The organism is Devosia sp. Leaf64 (assembly GCF_001421945.1).
Lineage (GTDB): Bacteria > Pseudomonadota > Alphaproteobacteria > Rhizobiales > Devosiaceae > Devosia.
Window position 1 is genome coordinate 313,741 of the sequence record NZ_LMLO01000012.1, and the last position, 15,686, is coordinate 329,426.

General features: G+C 59.2%; 15 protein-coding genes. 10 read left to right on the forward strand and 5 right to left on the reverse strand.

From position 1 onward, the window contains the following. Positions 1–105: 105 nt before the first annotated feature. Positions 106–2,319 carry a heavy metal translocating P-type ATPase gene (locus tag ASE94_RS06985; RefSeq protein ID WP_062630003.1) on the reverse strand — a complete coding sequence of 738 codons (2,214 nt, stop codon included), beginning with the start codon at positions 2,317–2,319 and terminating at the stop codon, positions 106–108. Between the two features lie 68 nt (positions 2,320–2,387). Between ASE94_RS06985 and ASE94_RS06990 the strand changes: the two genes are divergently transcribed. Beyond that, positions 2,388–2,828, forward strand: coding sequence for a helix-turn-helix domain-containing protein (locus ASE94_RS06990; protein ID WP_062629755.1), 441 nt, complete (start codon positions 2,388–2,390; stop codon positions 2,826–2,828). A 77-nt stretch (positions 2,829–2,905) separates the two neighbouring features. Then, positions 2,906–3,292 (forward strand): NAD(+)--rifampin ADP-ribosyltransferase, encoded by a 387-nt coding sequence (gene arr / locus ASE94_RS06995; protein WP_062629756.1) that lies wholly within the window; start codon positions 2,906–2,908, stop codon positions 3,290–3,292. Here arr and ASE94_RS07000 read toward each other — a convergent pair. From ASE94_RS07000 to ASE94_RS07015, 4 genes are read right to left on the reverse strand one after another with little or no spacing between them, the layout of a single operon-like run. Next, the gene (locus ASE94_RS07000) at positions 3,289–4,140 is read right to left on the reverse strand and encodes a metal ABC transporter permease (protein ID WP_062629757.1); all 852 of its coding nucleotides are present in this window, start codon (positions 4,138–4,140) and stop codon (positions 3,289–3,291) included. The two genes, arr and ASE94_RS07000, sit on opposite strands and share 4 nt — an antisense overlap. Then, the gene (locus tag ASE94_RS07005) at positions 4,137–4,994 is read right to left on the reverse strand and encodes a metal ABC transporter permease (protein ID WP_061909028.1); all 858 of its coding nucleotides are present in this window, start codon (positions 4,992–4,994) and stop codon (positions 4,137–4,139) included. The genes ASE94_RS07000 and ASE94_RS07005 overlap by 4 nt, the downstream gene beginning before the upstream one ends. Continuing rightward, complete coding sequence (locus ASE94_RS07010; protein ID WP_062629758.1) at positions 4,995–5,870, reverse strand: manganese/iron ABC transporter ATP-binding protein; 876 nt, start codon at positions 5,868–5,870, stop codon at positions 4,995–4,997. It lies immediately after the preceding gene. Then, positions 5,867–6,775, reverse strand: coding sequence for a metal ABC transporter substrate-binding protein (locus ASE94_RS07015; RefSeq protein WP_062630004.1), 909 nt, complete (start codon positions 6,773–6,775; stop codon positions 5,867–5,869). The genes ASE94_RS07010 and ASE94_RS07015 overlap by 4 nt, the downstream gene beginning before the upstream one ends. A gap of 628 nt (positions 6,776–7,403) precedes the next feature. Between ASE94_RS07015 and nrdH the strand changes: the two genes are divergently transcribed. The 8 genes from nrdH (at position 7,404) to bcsN (ending at position 15,681) form a co-directional block, all read left to right on the forward strand. Continuing rightward, entirely contained in the window at positions 7,404–7,625 is a 222-nt protein-coding gene (nrdH, locus tag ASE94_RS07020) for a glutaredoxin-like protein NrdH (RefSeq protein ID WP_061909032.1), read from the forward strand. Positions 7,626–7,679: 54 nt separating this feature from the next. Then, positions 7,680–8,084 (forward strand): class Ib ribonucleoside-diphosphate reductase assembly flavoprotein NrdI, encoded by a 405-nt coding sequence (nrdI, locus tag ASE94_RS07025; protein ID WP_062629759.1) that lies wholly within the window; start codon positions 7,680–7,682, stop codon positions 8,082–8,084. 50 nt (positions 8,085–8,134) lie between these two features. Then, positions 8,135–10,240 (forward strand): class 1b ribonucleoside-diphosphate reductase subunit alpha, encoded by a 2,106-nt coding sequence (gene nrdE / locus ASE94_RS07030; protein ID WP_280137167.1) that lies wholly within the window; start codon positions 8,135–8,137, stop codon positions 10,238–10,240. Positions 10,241–10,259: 19 nt separating this feature from the next. After that, entirely contained in the window at positions 10,260–11,234 is a 975-nt protein-coding gene (gene nrdF / locus ASE94_RS07035) for a class 1b ribonucleoside-diphosphate reductase subunit beta (protein ID WP_062629761.1), read from the forward strand. A 153-nt stretch (positions 11,235–11,387) separates the two neighbouring features. Next, positions 11,388–12,524: a 2-methylcitrate synthase gene (gene prpC / locus ASE94_RS07040; RefSeq protein WP_244483993.1), complete on the forward strand. Its 1,137-nt coding sequence runs from the start codon at positions 11,388–11,390 to the stop codon at positions 12,522–12,524. A gap of 94 nt (positions 12,525–12,618) precedes the next feature. Then, complete coding sequence (prpB, locus tag ASE94_RS07045) at positions 12,619–13,539, forward strand: methylisocitrate lyase (protein ID WP_062629763.1); 921 nt, start codon at positions 12,619–12,621, stop codon at positions 13,537–13,539. Between the two features lie 207 nt (positions 13,540–13,746). Then, positions 13,747–14,412, forward strand: a complete 666-nt coding sequence (locus ASE94_RS07050) for an epoxyqueuosine reductase QueH (RefSeq protein WP_061909044.1) — start codon at positions 13,747–13,749, stop codon at positions 14,410–14,412. Positions 14,413–14,751: 339 nt separating this feature from the next. After that, a complete protein-coding gene (bcsN, locus tag ASE94_RS07055; RefSeq protein ID WP_062629764.1) occupies positions 14,752–15,681 on the forward strand; it encodes a cellulose biosynthesis protein BcsN in 930 nt (309 codons plus the stop codon). The last annotated feature ends 5 nt before the right edge of the window (positions 15,682–15,686 follow it).

A 15,686-nucleotide genomic window follows, 5' to 3' on the forward strand; every position in this document is an offset into this window, starting at 1 on the left:
CCTCCCCCTGCTAAGGGGGAGGAACCTATCGAGTTTGGCTTGATGGCTGCGAGCCACCAGCAGATCCCTCCCCCTATCAGGGGGAGGCTAGGTGGGGGTTCCGACCTAAACCCGCTCCCCCTTCCAAGCCAAGAGCCGCAACGCATTGGCCGTCACCAGCAGCGTCGCCCCGGTATCGGCCAGGATCGCCGGCCACAACCCGGTAACGCCGATAATCGTCGTCACCAGAAACACTGCCTTCAACCCCAGCGCGATGGTGATGTTCTGGCCGATATTGGCCATTGTCGCCCGCGAAATCCGGATCAGGTTGGCGACGTCGATCACGCGGCCATGCAGCACCGCCGCATCGGCCGTTTCGAGCGCCACATCGGTCCCACCGCCCATGGCAATGCCGATGTCGGCGGCAGCAAGCGCCGGCGCGTCGTTGATGCCATCGCCGACCTTGGCGACGATCTTCCCATCGGCCTTGAGACCCGAAACGATACGCTGCTTATCCTCGGGCAGCAGTTCGGCCTTAACATCGATCCCAAGATCAGCCCCGATAGCCCGAGCAGTACGCGCATTGTCCCCTGTCAGCATGACCACATTGGCGCCCAGCGCCTTGAGCGCGGCAAGTCCCGCCCGTGCGTCATCGCGGGGTTCGTCCCGCATGGCGATGAGACCGGCCAACGCGCCGCCAGCAACAAGGACGGAAACCGTCTTGCCCTCATCATTGAGCTGGCCGATCCGCGCCAGGAAGTCTTCGGGTAGCGACGCGCGATTCCCAGCCGCCTTGGGTGAACCAAGGAACAGCTCCACGCCCTCGAGCGTGCCGAGCACACCCTTGCCGCCCAGCGCACTTGCATTGCTGGCAGTGCTGGGTTCGACACCGTCAGCTTTTGCCTTGGCAAGGATCGCCGTCGCCAATGGATGGCTGGAGCCGACTTCCAGCGCTGCGGCCAGTCGCAGAAGCTCAGGCTCGGAACGGCCCACCGCCATGACATCCGTCACCTGCGGCCGACCTTCGGTCAGTGTGCCGGTCTTGTCGAGCGCGACCATGTTGATCTTGCCTAATTGTTCGAGCACCACGCCGCCCTTCATGAGCAGGCCCTGCCGCGCGCCGGCCGAAAGCGCTGCAGCAATCGCAGCGGGGGTGGAAATCACCAGCGCACAGGGGCAACCGATGAGGAGAATGGCGAGACCCTTATAGATCCACTCGTCCCAGGATGCGCCCGTGACAAGCGGCGGCAGAATGGCAATCAGCGCACCGGCGAGCAGCACGCCCGGCGTGTAATAGCGGGAGAAACGATCGATGAATCGCTCCGTCGGAGCCTTGGATTCCTGGGCTTCTTCCACCAGCGACACGATACGGGCAATGGTATTGTCTGCCGCCGCCGCGGTCACCTTGATGCGCAAGGCGCCATCCTGGTTGACCGTGCCGGCAAAGACAGAATCTTCAGGGCCTTTGTTATTCGGGACGCTCTCTCCGGTGACCGGCGCCTCATCAACCGAACCTTCGCCCGACAGCACGAGGCCGTCGGCCGGAATACGATCGCCGGGACGGACGAGAACAGTGTCACCCACTGCAAGCTCTGCCGCATCGACCTCGCTTACGCGGCCATCCACCTCGCGCTGCGCGCGGCGCGGCACGAGATCGGCCAAGGCCTTTATACTGGCACGAGCCCTTCCAGCGGCGATGCCTTCAAGCAATTCGCCGACGAGAAAAAGCAGCACGACGATCGCTGCTTCTTCCGCTGCATCGATGAATACGGCACCGACGGCCGCTACCGTCATCAACGTTTCGATGGAAAACGGGCTGCCATTGATAGCACCTTGGAAGGCACGGCGGGCGATCGGGATCAGGCCGACCAGCATGGCAAGAATGAAAAGCGGCGTGTGCCACCCCGGCATAAAAATTTCGAGCGCGAAGGCAGCAACGACCGCCACGGCGCTGAACAGCGTCAACCGCGCCTTGCCGGTTTGCCACCAAGGACTGGTCTCGGCGCCATGGTCGTGACCGTGCATGCCGGCCAAGGCATCAGGGGCTTTTTCGCTGTGGTCATGATCATGGTCGTGATCGTGCGCGTGGTCATGGGTTGGCCGCGGAGCCTGACGGCCGGGTATCAGTGGCGAAACGCGATAGCCAAGATCGCTGACTTTCTTCTGCACCTGATCGAGATCAGCGCCCTTATGCCCAATCGTCATGGTGCCTGCGACAACGGAGACGGAGACATCATCCACACCCGGCAGGCGGCGCACGGCGGTGTCGATCTTGCTGGCACAACTGGCGCAATCCATGCCCTCGACACGGAAGCGTGTGGTGGTTTCCTCTGCGCTCATTTCGCCGGCTCCTTGCAAATCATCGAAACCGGCGTACATCCTCTAGTGACTAGAGGAGCAAGCGGAAAATGAGCCAAGGCATCACAATCGGAAACGTCTCCAGCGCGAGCGGCGTCAAGGTGCCAACCATCCGCTACTATGAGCAGATCGGCCTCCTCCCCTCTCCTCCCCGCACGGAGGGCAATCGCCGGAGCTATGACGCGACGGATCTCGAACGCCTGACCTTTATCCGCCATTCGCGCGAACTCGGCTTCGAGATCGACGAGATCCGCACGCTTCTATCGCTACAGGACCAGCCGAATGTCTCCTGCGAAGAGGCAGACCAGATCGCCAGCAAGCATCTGGTCGACGTCAAGCAGAAGATCGCAAGCCTGACGGCGCTGCAGCACGAATTGGAAAGAATGGTTGAGGGGTGCTCGCATGGCCGGGTCGAGACCTGCAAGGTCATCGATATTCTGGCCGACCACGGCAAATGCCGCTTTCACGCCGACCATGCCCCGCACCTCTAATATGTGGGGCGCAAGGCTCTTGCTTCAAGCCCGCCACCATCCACTATAACAACGCTCCCCCTTCAGAGGAGCGTTGAATGATCTACTATCACGGCACGCGCGCCGACCTCAAAACCGGCGACCTGCTGACCGCCGGCTTCAACTCCAATTTCGGCAAGCGCAATCGCGCTTCGTGGATCTACTTCGCCGCCACGCTGGAAGCCGCCATTTGGGGCGCGGAACTGGCCGAAGGCGAAGGCCGGCAACGCATCTATATCGTCGAACCCACCGGCGACTTCATCGACGATCCCAATCTCACCGACAAGAAATTCCCCGGCAATCCGACGAAATCCTACCGGAGCCAGCAGCCACTGCGGGTCCTCGGAGAAGTCGAGGGCTGGGTTGGCCATCCGCCGGAGCAACTGCACAAAATGAAAGAAGGGGTCGAGAGGGCACGGCGGATTGGGATCGAAGCGATCGACTAGGGCTGAACCACTTCCCGGCTCTCGATCTGTGCCGTCCTGACCGTCGAATAGGCGAAGGCGCCGAGGAAAGCCACGGTCAGGAGCAGCACGATGGTGGGCGCCGGGGCGCTGTCGATGAAGAAGGACAAGTAGACGCCAAGCAGCGAGCCGACGAGCGCGATGACGGTGGCCAGCATCAGCATGGTGGCAAAGCGGCGGGTCAAGAGGAAGGCGATCGCACCCGGCGCGATCAGCATAGCGATCGACAGAATAATCCCCACTGCCTGTAGCGCACCTACAATGGTCAGCGAGATCATGGCGAGAAGACCATAATGGAGGAGATTGACCCGCAGCCCAACCGCCCGAGCCTGGGCTGGATCGAAAGCGTGGAGCAGAAAATCCTTCCACTTGATGCCGATGATGCCTGCAGTGAGAACCGCGATAACAAGAGCCTGGATGATGTCGTTGGCGCCGACGCCCAGCATGTCGCCGAAGAGGATATGGTCGAGATGAACGTCGGACTGGATTTTGACATAGAGCACCAACCCCAGGCCAAACATGCCGGAAAAGACGACACCCATCACCGTATCCTGCTTGATGCGGCTATTGTCCTTGAGGAACCCGGTGGCGATGGCCGAGAACATGCCAGCGACGAATGCGCCGATGGCGAGGGGAATGCCGACGATATAGGCGATGACGACGCCGGGAAAAACGGCATGCGAAATGGCGTCGCCCATCAGCGACCAGCCTTTCAGCACGAGAAAGCAGGACAAGAGCGCCATCGGCACGGCGACGAGCGCCGAGATGATGAGCGCATTGACCATGAAGTCGAACTGAAACGGCAGCAGCAGGAGATCAAGCGTGCTCATTCGACGGTCTCCAGGGCGGCGGCTGCCCGGCGTCGCGCAGCGAGCATGCCGTGCTTGGGGGCAAAGAAGAAAGCGAGGAGGAAGATCGCCGTTTGCATGACGACGATGATCCCGCCCGTGGCGCCATCGAGGAAAAAGCTGACATAGGCGCCGACAAATGAGGTGACAGTGCCGATGAGCACAGCGATGACGAGAAGGCGCGGAAAGCGATCTGTCAGCAAATAGGCCGTCGCGCCGGGCGTCACGACGAGGCAGATGACGAGGAAAGCGCCGACGGTCTGCATGGCGGCAACGGTCGAGGCCGATAGCAGCACGAAGAACACGGCACGGAGCAGGGTCGGCTTGAGGCCGATGGACCGGGCATGGTTCTCGTCAAAGAAAACCACCATCAGGTCCTTCCACTTGGCGAGGAGAATGGCCAGCGAGACGAAGCCAATGATGGCGAGCTGCAGCGTGTCTTCGGGGGTGATGGCGAGAATATTGCCGAGCACGATGGTCTGGATGTTGACCGGCACCGGCGAGATCGAGACCATAAAAAGCCCCAACCCAAAGAAGGCCGAGAAGATGAGGCCGATAATGGCATCTTCCTTGAGTTTGGTTCGCTGGTTGAGAAACAGCATGGCCGCGGCGGCAAGGCCGCCCGAGAAAAAAGCGCCGATCGCGAAAGGCAGCCCGAGCATATAGGCACCGGCCACGCCGGGGACGATGGAGTGGCTCAACGCGTCGCCGATCAGCGACCAGCCTTTGAGCATGAGATAGCAGGAGAGGAAAGCGCAGACGGCGCCGACAAGGGCCGAGACCCACATAGCATTGGTCATATAGCCATAGGCGAAGGGTTCGAGGAGCACCTCCATTTAGCTGCGCTCCGCCTCGCCGGGCGAATGCCGCCGGGCTCGTCCCCCCTCGAACAAGAGCGGCCGCTCATCATCGGTGAAGACGCGAACGCCCGCGTGTTCATTGCCGGAAGGATGATTGATGACGAAATGCCGGAGCACGCCGCCAAAAGCTTTTTCGAGATTATCCTGAGTGAACGTCTCGTCGGTCAGGCCATAGGCCAGCACCGTGCCCTTGATCAGGATCGTCCGATCGCAGAATTCAGGGACGGAGCCGAGATTATGGGTCGAAACCAGCATGACCCTACCCTCGTCGCGCAGCTCGCGCAGCAGGGTAATGATCTGATCCTCGGTTTTGACGTCGACGCCGGTAAAGGGTTCGTCGAGAAGAATGACGCGGCCGTCCTGCGCCAAAGCCCGGGCGAGGAAGACGCGCTTTTTCTGCCCGCCAGACAATTCGCCGATCTGGCGCTTGCGGAATTCGCTCATATTGACGCGGCGGAGTGCCCCTTCGACCGCGTCATGGTCGGCTCTCTTGGGGATGCGCAGCATACCCATATGACCGTAGCGCCCCATCATCACGACGTCTTCGACCAGCACCGGAAAATTCCAGTCGACCTCTTCCGATTGCGGCACATAGGCGACGAGGTTTTTCCGCAGGGCATCGGCCACCGGCATGCCGAGCACTGAAATCTCCCCCCGCGCCAGGCGGACAAAGCCCATGATGGACTTAAAGAGCGTCGACTTGCCCGAGCCGTTGATGCCGACAAGCGCCGCGATAGTCCCGGTCGGGATTTCGAAGCTGGCATCGCGCAGCGCCGTGTGGCCGTTGCGATAGGTGACCGTGGCATTCCGAACGGCAATGCCATTGGTATCGAAGCGTGCGGGAGCGTTCATTCCGCCAATCCTTTGGCGATGGTTTCAGAGGTGACGCGAAGGAGGTCGAGATAGGTCGGCACGGGACCATCGGGCTCGCTGAGCGAATCAACATAGAGAACACCGCCATATTTGGCGCCGGTTTCCCGCGCCACCTGCTCGGCCGGAGCGGGCGAAATGGTGCTTTCCGAAAAGATCACCGGAATGGCATTTTCGCGCATGATGTCGATCACATGGCGCACCTGCTGCGGCGTGCCCTGCTGGTCGGCATTGATGGGCCAGAGATAAAGTTCCTTAAGGCCAAAATCCCGAGCGAGATAAGAGAACGCACCTTCACTGGTTACGAGCCAGCGACGCGCTTCGGGCACGCCGGAGAGCTCGGTCTGGATTGGTGCGATCGTCTCGGTGATCCGCGCCTTATAGGCTTCGGCATTGGCCTTGTAGGTTTCGGCATTGGCCGGGTCGTGTTCGACGAAGGCGTCGCGAATATTGTCGACATAGATCAGCGCGGCGCTGGGCGACATCCAGGCATGGGGGTTAGGCTTGCCCTCATAGGGCCCCTCGGCAATGCCGATGGGCTCGACGCCTTCGGAAACTGTTGCACTCGGCACATCACGCAGATTGGCGAAGAAGCGCTGGAACCAGGTTTCAAGATTGAGCCCATTGTAAAAGACGAGATCAGCGCCCTGAGCGCGCTGAATGTCGCCTGGAGTCGGCTGATAGTTATGGATCTCGGCGCCTGGTCGCGTGATCGATTCAACGACCGCGGCATCGCCGGCGACGTTCTGGGCAATGTCGGCGATGACGGTGAAACTCGTCACGGCCTTGAACTTGTCCTGCGCAAAGGCGGGAAAGGCAGCCAGTGTAACCGCGAGGCATACGGCGATCATTGTGCGAAGGGTCTGGCGCCGCGTACCGATTAACATTGAGCAAGCCTTGTTGCGAATGATTTGCATTACCAGACAATGGATCGCATCCGCAAAAGTTGCAAGTAGGAATGGTTTGCAAAAAGGCTGAATTTTGCCTGGCCGCACGGACACTACATCTAGTAGGTCATGAAAATGGGCGAGTATGGGCTGAAGCGCGGAAAATCCCGGTGGAGTTCTGTGTGTTTGACGGGGATAAGGCGGCGATGCCGGCTATGTCCATATAGGGAAAGGGAGAATCCCACTGCTTGGAAAGACTGTCCCCTGGGATTCCGTTGGCTGAAAAAAGTGATCGCTTTTTGGTACATCAGCCATGCATCACCAAGGGCGAATCTGGAAAGGTCGGAAACGCCCCGAAATCCGGACATTTTTTGGACGAATTTCATTCGCCGCAGGATCACAAATGGCCTGTCAAGCGTTGATGACAGACCTGACACAAACCATATACCTTGCAGTAAGAATTAGACGGGATACTACATATAGCGTTCAGGGCGCGTCACGATTCGAAAGAGCCGGACGAACCCGAGCCCCTCGAAAGCTGGTTATTTTCAGCGGTCGGTCGGCAGACGTTTGTAGCGATTTACAGCGTTGAACTACTCCATTTTTAGCCCACTTCCGTGAGGATCCGATGACCATTACCGTTTATTCCAAGCCTGCCTGCGTCCAATGCACCGCGACCACGCGCGCGCTCGACCGAAAGGGCATCGACTACACGGTCGTGGACATCTCCGAAGACGCTGCAGCTTATGCGCGCGTCGAAGAAATGGGCTATCGTCAGGTACCAGTGGTAGTAGCTGGTGATCAGCACTGGGCCGGCTTCCGTCCCGACATGATCGGTAGCCTTTCCTGATTTTTTGAAGGCGCGCGAGCCCAGCTCGCGCCAACGGAGCCCGACTGCGGGATCATGGGCAATATCGTCTATTATTCCAGCACTTCGGAAAACACCCATCGCTTCGTTGAGAAGCTTGGGATGCAAAGTGTGAGGCTGCCGGTAGATGCCGGCAGCGAGCCGCCTCAAGTGGATGAGCCATTCGTGCTCGTGGTGCCCACTTATGGCGGCAACGACGGTAAGGGCGCAGTGCCCAAGCCAGTTATAAAGTTTCTCAATAATCCGGCCAATCGCAGCCTCATTCGAGGCGTCATCGCGGCCGGGAATACAAATTTCGGCACTTCCTATGGCGCGGCAGGCAATATCGTCAGCCAGAAATGTGCAGTGCCACTCCTCTATCGGTTCGAGTTGCTCGGAACGCCGGAGGACGTTGAAAACGTCAAGCAAGGACTCGAACGGTTTTGGACACGCTCACACTAGACCGCACCGAAGAACGCCCCGCCGCCAAGGGCCAAAGCCAGGATCAGTCGCTGGATTTCCACGCGCTGAATGCCATGCTCAATCTCTATGATGACAATGGCAATATCCAGTTCGACAAGGACAAGCAGGCTGCGCACCAGTACTTCTTGCAGCACGTCAACCAGAACACGGTCTTCTTCCATAATCTGCGCGAGAAGATCAGCTATCTCGTCGAGGAAGGTTATTACGAGCAGGACGTGCTCGATCAGTACTCCTTCAACTTCGTTCGCGATCTCTATGATTACGCTTATGACAAGAAGTTCCGCTTCCCGACCTTCCTCGGCGCGTTCAAATATTACACCTCCTATACGCTGAAGACCTTCGACGGTAAGCGCTATCTCGAGCGCTACGAAGATCGCGTTTGCATGGTGTCTCTGGCGCTGGCGCGTGGCGATGAAGTACTCGCCAAGCAGCTTGTCGACGAGATCATTGCCGGCCGTTTCCAGCCCGCGACCCCGACCTTCCTCAATGCCGGCAAGAAGCAGCGCGGCGAGCTCGTTTCGTGCTTCTTGCTGCGCGTCGAAGACAACATGGAATCGATCGGCCGTTCGATCAATTCCGCGCTGCAGCTCTCAAAGCGCGGCGGCGGCGTGGCCCTGAGCCTGACGAACATTCGCGAAATGGGAGCTCCGATCAAGCAAATCGAGAACCAGTCCTCGGGCGTGCTTCCGGTCATGAAGCTTCTCGAAGATAGCTTTTCCTATGCCAACCAGCTCGGCGCTCGTCAGGGCGCAGGTGCGGTTTATCTCCATGCCCACCACCCCGACATCATGCGCTTCCTTGATACCAAGCGCGAAAATGCCGACGAAAAGGTGCGCATCAAGACGCTCTCGCTTGGCGTCGTGATCCCTGACATCACCTTCGAATTGGCCAAGAACAACGAGGACATGTACCTCTTCTCGCCATATGACGTGCAGAAGGTCTATGGCGTGCCGATGACCGAAATCTCGGTCAGCGAGAAATATCGCGAAATGGTCGCCGATGGGCGGATAAAGAAGAAGAAGATCAAGGCGCGCGAATTCTTCCAGATCATCGCCGAGATCCAGTTTGAGTCCGGCTACCCCTACATCATGTTCGAAGACACGGTGAACAAGGCGAACCCGATCGCGGGTCGCATCACCATGTCCAATCTTTGCTCGGAAATCCTACAGGTCAGCGACGCCAGCGAGTTTTCCGAAGACCTGAGCTACACCAAGATGGGCAAGGACATTTCCTGCAATCTTGGCTCGCTCAACATTGCCAACGCCATGGACTCCGAAGATTTCGGCCGGACCATCGAGACCTCGATCCGTGCGCTGACGGCCGTGTCGGACATGAGCAATATTTCGTCCGTGCCCTCGATCGCCAAGGGCAATGACGACAGCCATGCCATCGGCCTCGGCGCCATGAACCTTCATGGCTACCTTGCCCGCGAACGGATCTATTATGGTTCGGACGAAGGCGTCGATTTCACTAATATGTATTTCTACACGGTGACCTATCACGCCATCCGTGCGTCGAACCTGATCGCCACCGAGCGCGAGCAGACGTTCAAGGGTTTTGAAAAGTCTAAATACGCTACGGGCGAATATTTTGACAAATACACGACCCAGGAATGGAAGCCCGCCACGGATAAGGTCGCCAAGCTTTTCGAAGACGCCGGCATTCACATTCCGACCCAGGAAGACTGGCTGAATTTGAAGGCCAAGGTCATGATGACCGGCATGTACAACCAGAACCTGCAGGCCGTGCCGCCGACCGGTTCGATCTCGTACATCAATCACTCGACTTCTTCGATACACCCGATCGTGTCCAAGATCGAAATCCGCAAGGAAGGCAAGATCGGCCGCGTCTACTACCCGGCTGCCTTCATGACCAACGACAACCTGGAATACTACCAGGATGCCTATGAGATCGGCCCGGAAAAGATCATCGATACCTATGCGGCGGCCACCCAGCACGTCGACCAGGGCCTGTCGCTGACCCTCTTCTTCCGCGATACCGCGACCACCCGCGATATCAACAAGGCGCAGATCTACGCCTGGAAGAAGGGCATCAAGACCATCTACTACATTCGCCTGCGTCAGTTGGCGCTGGAAGGCACGGAGGTGCAGGGCTGTGTCTCCTGCGCTCTCTGATAAGAAGGCTGCCAAACCGATGAATATGCAATTCCGGCCGGTCAATCGCGTACGCGCCATCAACTGGAACCGCGTCCAGGACGACAAGGACCTCGAGGTCTGGAACCGCCTGACGTCCAATTTCTGGCTGCCTGAGAAGGTGCCGCTCAGCAACGATATTCCGAGCTGGGCGACGCTGAACCCGGAAGAGCAGAAGCTGACGATCCGCGTCTTCACGGGTCTCACCCTGCTCGACACCATCCAGAACGGTGTCGGCTCGATCCGCCTGATGGCCGATGTGCAGACCCCGCATGAAGAAGCGGTTCTCTCGAACATCTCCTTCATGGAAGCGGTGCATGCCCGCTCCTACTCGTCGATTTTCTCGACCCTGTGCCTGACGCCGGACGTCGACGACGCCTATCGCTGGTCGGAAGAAAATCCCTTCCTGCAGCAGAAGGCGACGCTGATCATGCAGCAGTATGACAGCGGCGATGCGCTCAAGAAAAAGGTCGCTTCGGTCTTCCTCGAAAGCTTCCTGTTCTATTCAGGCTTTTATCTGCCGATGTACTGGTCGAGCCGCGCCAAGCTCACCAATACGGCCGACCTCATCCGCCTCATCATCAAGGACGAGTCGGTGCATGGCTACTATATCGGCTACAAGTTCCAGCGCGAGATCGAGCGCCTTCCCGAAGAGCGCAAGCAGGAAATCAAGGACTTTGCGTTCGATTTCTTGCTCGAACTCTATGACAACGAGGCGCGCTACACTGAAGACCTCTATGACAGCGTCGGCTTGGCCGAAGACGTCAAGATGTTCCTCCACTACAACGCCAACAAGGCGCTGATGAACCTCGGCTACGAGCCCCTCTTCCCGCCCGAAGCTTGCAAGGTCAACGCAGCGATCCTCTCGGCGCTCTCGCCGAACGCGGACGAAAACCACGACTTCTTCTCGGGCTCTGGCTCAAGCTACGTGATCGGCAAGGCCATCGCGACGGAAGACGAAGACTGGAATTTCTAGTCTTAAATCAATGACTTAAAAGGGCGCCGCATGGCGCCTTTTTTCATTGTGCCTGGCGCGCGGCCTTTCGTTTGCGTCTGCGCTTGAGGTCCTTATAGTGAGGGAGTCGCTTCGGCTTGGAGGAAGCTTGGGCGGCGTTAGGGAGGAATGCACTTGAGCTTGCCGAAGCCAAAGAAATCCGTGGCGCTTTCGGGCGTCGTTGCAGGAAATACTGCGCTCTGCACAGTTGGCCGCACCGGAAATGATCTTCATTATCGCGGCTATGACATCCTTGATCTCGCAAAGAATTGCGAATTTGAAGAAGTCGCGCACCTGCTGATCCACGGGACCTTGCCGACGACGAGCGAACTCAAGGCATATAAGGCTTCGCTGAAGCGGATGCGGGGACTGCCGGAGGTGGTCAAGGCGGCGCTCGAACTGCTGCCGGCAGCGACGCACCCGATGGATGTGTTGCGCACCGGCGTGTCGGTCCTGGGCTGCGTCCTGCCGGAAACGCACGATCATAACGTTAGTGGGGCGCGGGATATTGCTAACAGACTGTTAGCGTCTCAAGGCTCGATGCTGCTCTATTGGTACCATTTTGCGCAAAATGGCCGGCGGATCGAGGTCGAGACCGACGACGAGAGCATTGGGGGCCATTTCCTCCATCTGCTTCATGGCACCGCGCCGAGCGAGAGCCATGTCAAAGCCATGCATGTCTCGCTGATCCTTTACGCAGAACACGAGTTCAACGCCTCGACCTTTACCGCGCGGACCATTGCGGGGACCGGCTCGGACATGTTCTCGGCGCTGGCCGGCGCGATCGGTGCGCTGCGGGGCCCCAAGCATGGCGGGGCCAATGAAGTCGCCTTCGATATTCAGAAGCGTTATGCGAACCCCGATGAAGCGGAGGCGGATATTCGCCAACGGGTCGACAATCGCGAGGTGATCATCGGCTTCGGGCATCCGGTCTATACGGTTTCCGATCCGCGCAATGAGGTGATCAAGACGGTCGCGCAGAACCTGTCGCAAGAGGCGGGATCGACGCGGATGTATGACATTGCGGCGCGGATCGAGGCGACCATGATGGACGCCAAGAAGATGTTCCCCAATCTCGATTGGTTCAGCGCCGTTTCCTACCACATGATGGGCGTGCCGACGGCGATGTTCACTCCGCTCTTCGTCATTGCGCGTACCTCAGGCTGGGCGGCGCATGTGATCGAGCAGCGGCAGGACAACAAGATCATCCGGCCGAGCGCCAATTATACCGGACCGGAAGACCTCGCCTTCGTCCCAATCGAAAAGCGATGACCCCATCTCGATGAGCCCTCTTCTTGGAATGACGCGGGAACGATAAGACCGCTGGACGCGCGGCAGAACCGGCCAGCGTCGAAAGGAACTGACCATGCCGTATCTTCTCTCCTCCGACATGCCCAACGAACCGGCAGGGCTGCGCTTTCGGGCGCTGATCGAGCGCGGCGGCATTTTGCGTTTGCCGGGCGCGCATAATGGCATGGCAGGGATCCAGGCGCGCAATGCCGGGTTCGAAGCGCTTTATCTCTCGGGCGCGGCGATGACCGCCTCGATGGGCCTGCCCGATCTCGGCATCATTACGGTGGACGAGGTGTCGTTCTTCATCCGCCAGGTGGCGCGGGCGAGCGGACTGCCGGTCTTGGTCGATGGCGATACGGGTTATGGTGAAGCGCTCAATGTCATGCACATGGTCCGCACCTTTGAGGATGCAGGCGCCGGCGCCGTGCATCTCGAAGATCAGTTGCTGCCCAAGAAATGCGGGCATCTCAACGACAAGAAACTCGCCGATGCGCGCGACATGGCGGCAAAGGTCGCGGCAGCAGCCAAGGCGCGGCGGCATCTTTATGTAGTGGCGCGCACCGACGCGGCGGCGAGCGAGGGCATGGATGGCGCAGTGGCGCGCGCCAAGATGTACATGGAGGCCGGGGCCGACGCGATCTTCCCCGAGGCTTTGAACACGGCCGAAATGTTCCGCGAGTTCGCCGCGCGCATGCCGGGCGTGCCGCTCCTTGCCAATATGACCGAGTTCGGCCGCACGCCGTTCTTTACCGCGAGCGAATTCGAGGAAATGGGCTATCGGATGGTGATCTGGCCGGTCTCATCGCTGCGCGTCGCCAACAAGGCGCAGGAAAAGCTTTATGGCACCATCGCGCGCGATGGTTCGACCAAGGCAATGCTCGAAGACATGCAGACGCGGGCCGAGCTTTATGCGGCAATTGGGTTGGCGGAATACGAGGCGCTCGATGCGTCGATCGTGGCGACGGTGATTCCGGAGCCGATTGACGGCAAGTGAACCATTGAAGCTAGCGCAAGCACGATGTCACCCCGGGCCTGACCCAGGGCCCATCTCCAAATCTCGGGATGGGTCCCGGCCTGCGCCGGGATGACGGCCGGTGGGCTTGAATACATCGAGCGACACTTCGATGTGACTCTCGCGCCACCTGCATAACGATCCGCTGAAAAACTGGAAATCCTTCTGCGCTTTTGCTATGCCGCGCGGATGAGCGAAGATTTTGAACGTCCAGTCCTGACCCCTCCCACCGGCGAAAAGAAGGTGCTGCTGCATTCGTGCTGCGCGCCGTGCTCGGGCGAAGTGATGGAGGCAATGCTGGCCTCCGGCGTTGAATATACGATCTTCTTTTACAATCCCAACATTCACCCCAAGCGCGAATACCTGCTGCGCAAGGATGAGAATGTTCGCTTTGCCGAAAAGCACGGCGTGCCCTTCGTCGATGCCGATTATGACCGCGACAACTGGTTCGCGCGCGCCAAGGGCATGGAGCATGAGCCGGAGCGCGGCATTCGCTGCACCATGTGCTTCGATATGCGGTTCGAGCGGACCGCGCTCTATGCCCATGAGCATGGCTTTCCGGTGATGACGAGCTCGCTTGGCATTTCGCGCTGGAAAAACATGGCGCAGATCAATGACTGCGGAAAGCGGGCCGCGGCCCCTTATGAGGGTCTTTCCTATTGGGATTATAATTGGCGCAAGGGCGGAGGCTCGGCGCGTATGATCGAAATCTCCAAGCGCGAAGAATTCTACCAGCAGGAATATTGCGGCTGCGTCTATTCGCTCCGCGACACCAACGACCACCGTATTTCGACTGGCCGTGACCGCATCGTCCTCGGTCAGAATTACTACGGCAAGGACACCGCTTCGGAATAGAACCGACGCGTTGATTGGGATTAGTCCCAATCGTAATGGCAATAAATTGCGAGTTAAATCGCCCTATTGCACCTCAACTGGTGCAATGCCGTATAAATTTTATCGGTTCTCTTAAATATGGCGAAAAGAAGTCGCTCAATGCTGCAGCTTCGTAATGCCAGCAAGTAGAGGGGTTGGGTAACTCCAGTTGCTATCCCGCATTGCGGCCTTGGCAGGCATGTCATGAATGAGCGGCTTAATTATCGCTTCATTAACCATGCTTTCCTAGTTTTGTCATAGCTATCCAGCAGGCAGGACGCCGTTGCTAGCAATCGTGGGCTAAGCTCGGATTTATCTGACATGCAGGACAAAACGCGCACTGTGCTCCCGTGGGGCAACATCGTCCGGAATGGTATTGCAGCTACGCTCGTAGCGGCGACCATGGCTGGCTGTGCCACAACGAGCGACATGCCAAGCTCGGAAGCCGAGATCATCCGGCCCTCGAAGGCCATCATCCTGCCTCCGCCGGGCGGACCGGCGATCATCACAGTCGTGGAAACGACCTATCCCAATGCCATCCGGCAGGATATTTCGCTCGCGACCGAAGCGCGCAGCGTCGGCGAGAACAAGATCAGCGTCATCCGCTTCACCAGCAAGGGTGGCGATGGCAGCGATGCCGCGCTCAAGGACGTGCCATTTACTCAGGTCAACCTGACCGAAGAAGCGCTGGCCGCCTGGCCCGGCTCGGGCATGGCCGTGTCGCCCTATTATGTGCAGAACGACTACGGTCCCTTTGGCTATGCCATCGCGCGGCCGCCCAATGGCGACGTCTGCCTTTATGCCTGGCAGCGGGTGGAGCCGACCCTGCGCCCATCGGGCGCGGTTGACCGCGGCACCATCATCCTCCGGGTACAACTTTGCCGCCGCGGCGTTTCCGAAGAAGCGCTGCTCGACATCATGTACCGCCTGCGCATCAACACCGATGTCTTCCCGCCGAGCGCGGCGCCAGCCGCAATCGGCCGGATCGCCGCGCCGATCAGGCCCGAAAATGCCAATGGCTTTGCTGACGTCATTCCCATCAGCCAGCCTGTCGCCGTGACCCGCCCTGCGCCGACGCGCGCGGCCCAGCCTGTGCAGACGGTTCAGACGACGACACCCATCCTCACCCCACCGCCAGGCGCGCCGATCGTGCCCGCGCCGGGTGGAACGACCACACCAATCGGCGGCGGTCTGCCGCGGCCAACCTCCACAGGGGTAACGGTTCCATCGCCGCTCTCGGGCGGCAATTAGGCAAG

Excerpts from the sequence above, each read along its gene's own strand:
- ASE94_RS07005 (WP_061909028.1), bottom strand. The coding sequence starts at position 4,994 with ATGGAGGTGCTCCTCGAACCCTTCGCCTATGGCTATATGACCAATGCT.
- bcsN (WP_062629764.1), top strand. The coding sequence starts at position 14,752 with ATGCAGGACAAAACGCGCACTGTGCTCCCGTGGGGCAACATCGTCCGG.
- nrdI (WP_062629759.1), top strand. The coding sequence starts at position 7,680 with ATGGGCAATATCGTCTATTATTCCAGCACTTCGGAAAACACCCATCGC.
- ASE94_RS06990 (WP_062629755.1), top strand. The coding sequence starts at position 2,388 with ATGAGCCAAGGCATCACAATCGGAAACGTCTCCAGCGCGAGCGGCGTC.
- ASE94_RS07050 (WP_061909044.1), top strand. The coding sequence starts at position 13,747 with ATGAGCGAAGATTTTGAACGTCCAGTCCTGACCCCTCCCACCGGCGAA.
- ASE94_RS07010 (WP_062629758.1), bottom strand. The coding sequence starts at position 5,870 with ATGAACGCTCCCGCACGCTTCGATACCAATGGCATTGCCGTTCGGAAT.
- nrdH (WP_061909032.1), top strand. The coding sequence starts at position 7,404 with ATGACCATTACCGTTTATTCCAAGCCTGCCTGCGTCCAATGCACCGCG.
- prpB (WP_062629763.1), top strand. The coding sequence starts at position 12,619 with ATGCCGTATCTTCTCTCCTCCGACATGCCCAACGAACCGGCAGGGCTG.
- arr (WP_062629756.1), top strand. The coding sequence starts at position 2,906 with ATGATCTACTATCACGGCACGCGCGCCGACCTCAAAACCGGCGACCTG.
- nrdF (WP_062629761.1), top strand. The coding sequence starts at position 10,260 with ATGAATATGCAATTCCGGCCGGTCAATCGCGTACGCGCCATCAACTGG.
- ASE94_RS07000 (WP_062629757.1), bottom strand. The coding sequence starts at position 4,140 with ATGAGCACGCTTGATCTCCTGCTGCTGCCGTTTCAGTTCGACTTCATG.
- ASE94_RS07015 (WP_062630004.1), bottom strand. The coding sequence starts at position 6,775 with ATGTTAATCGGTACGCGGCGCCAGACCCTTCGCACAATGATCGCCGTA.
- ASE94_RS06985 (WP_062630003.1), bottom strand. The coding sequence starts at position 2,319 with ATGAGCGCAGAGGAAACCACCACACGCTTCCGTGTCGAGGGCATGGAT.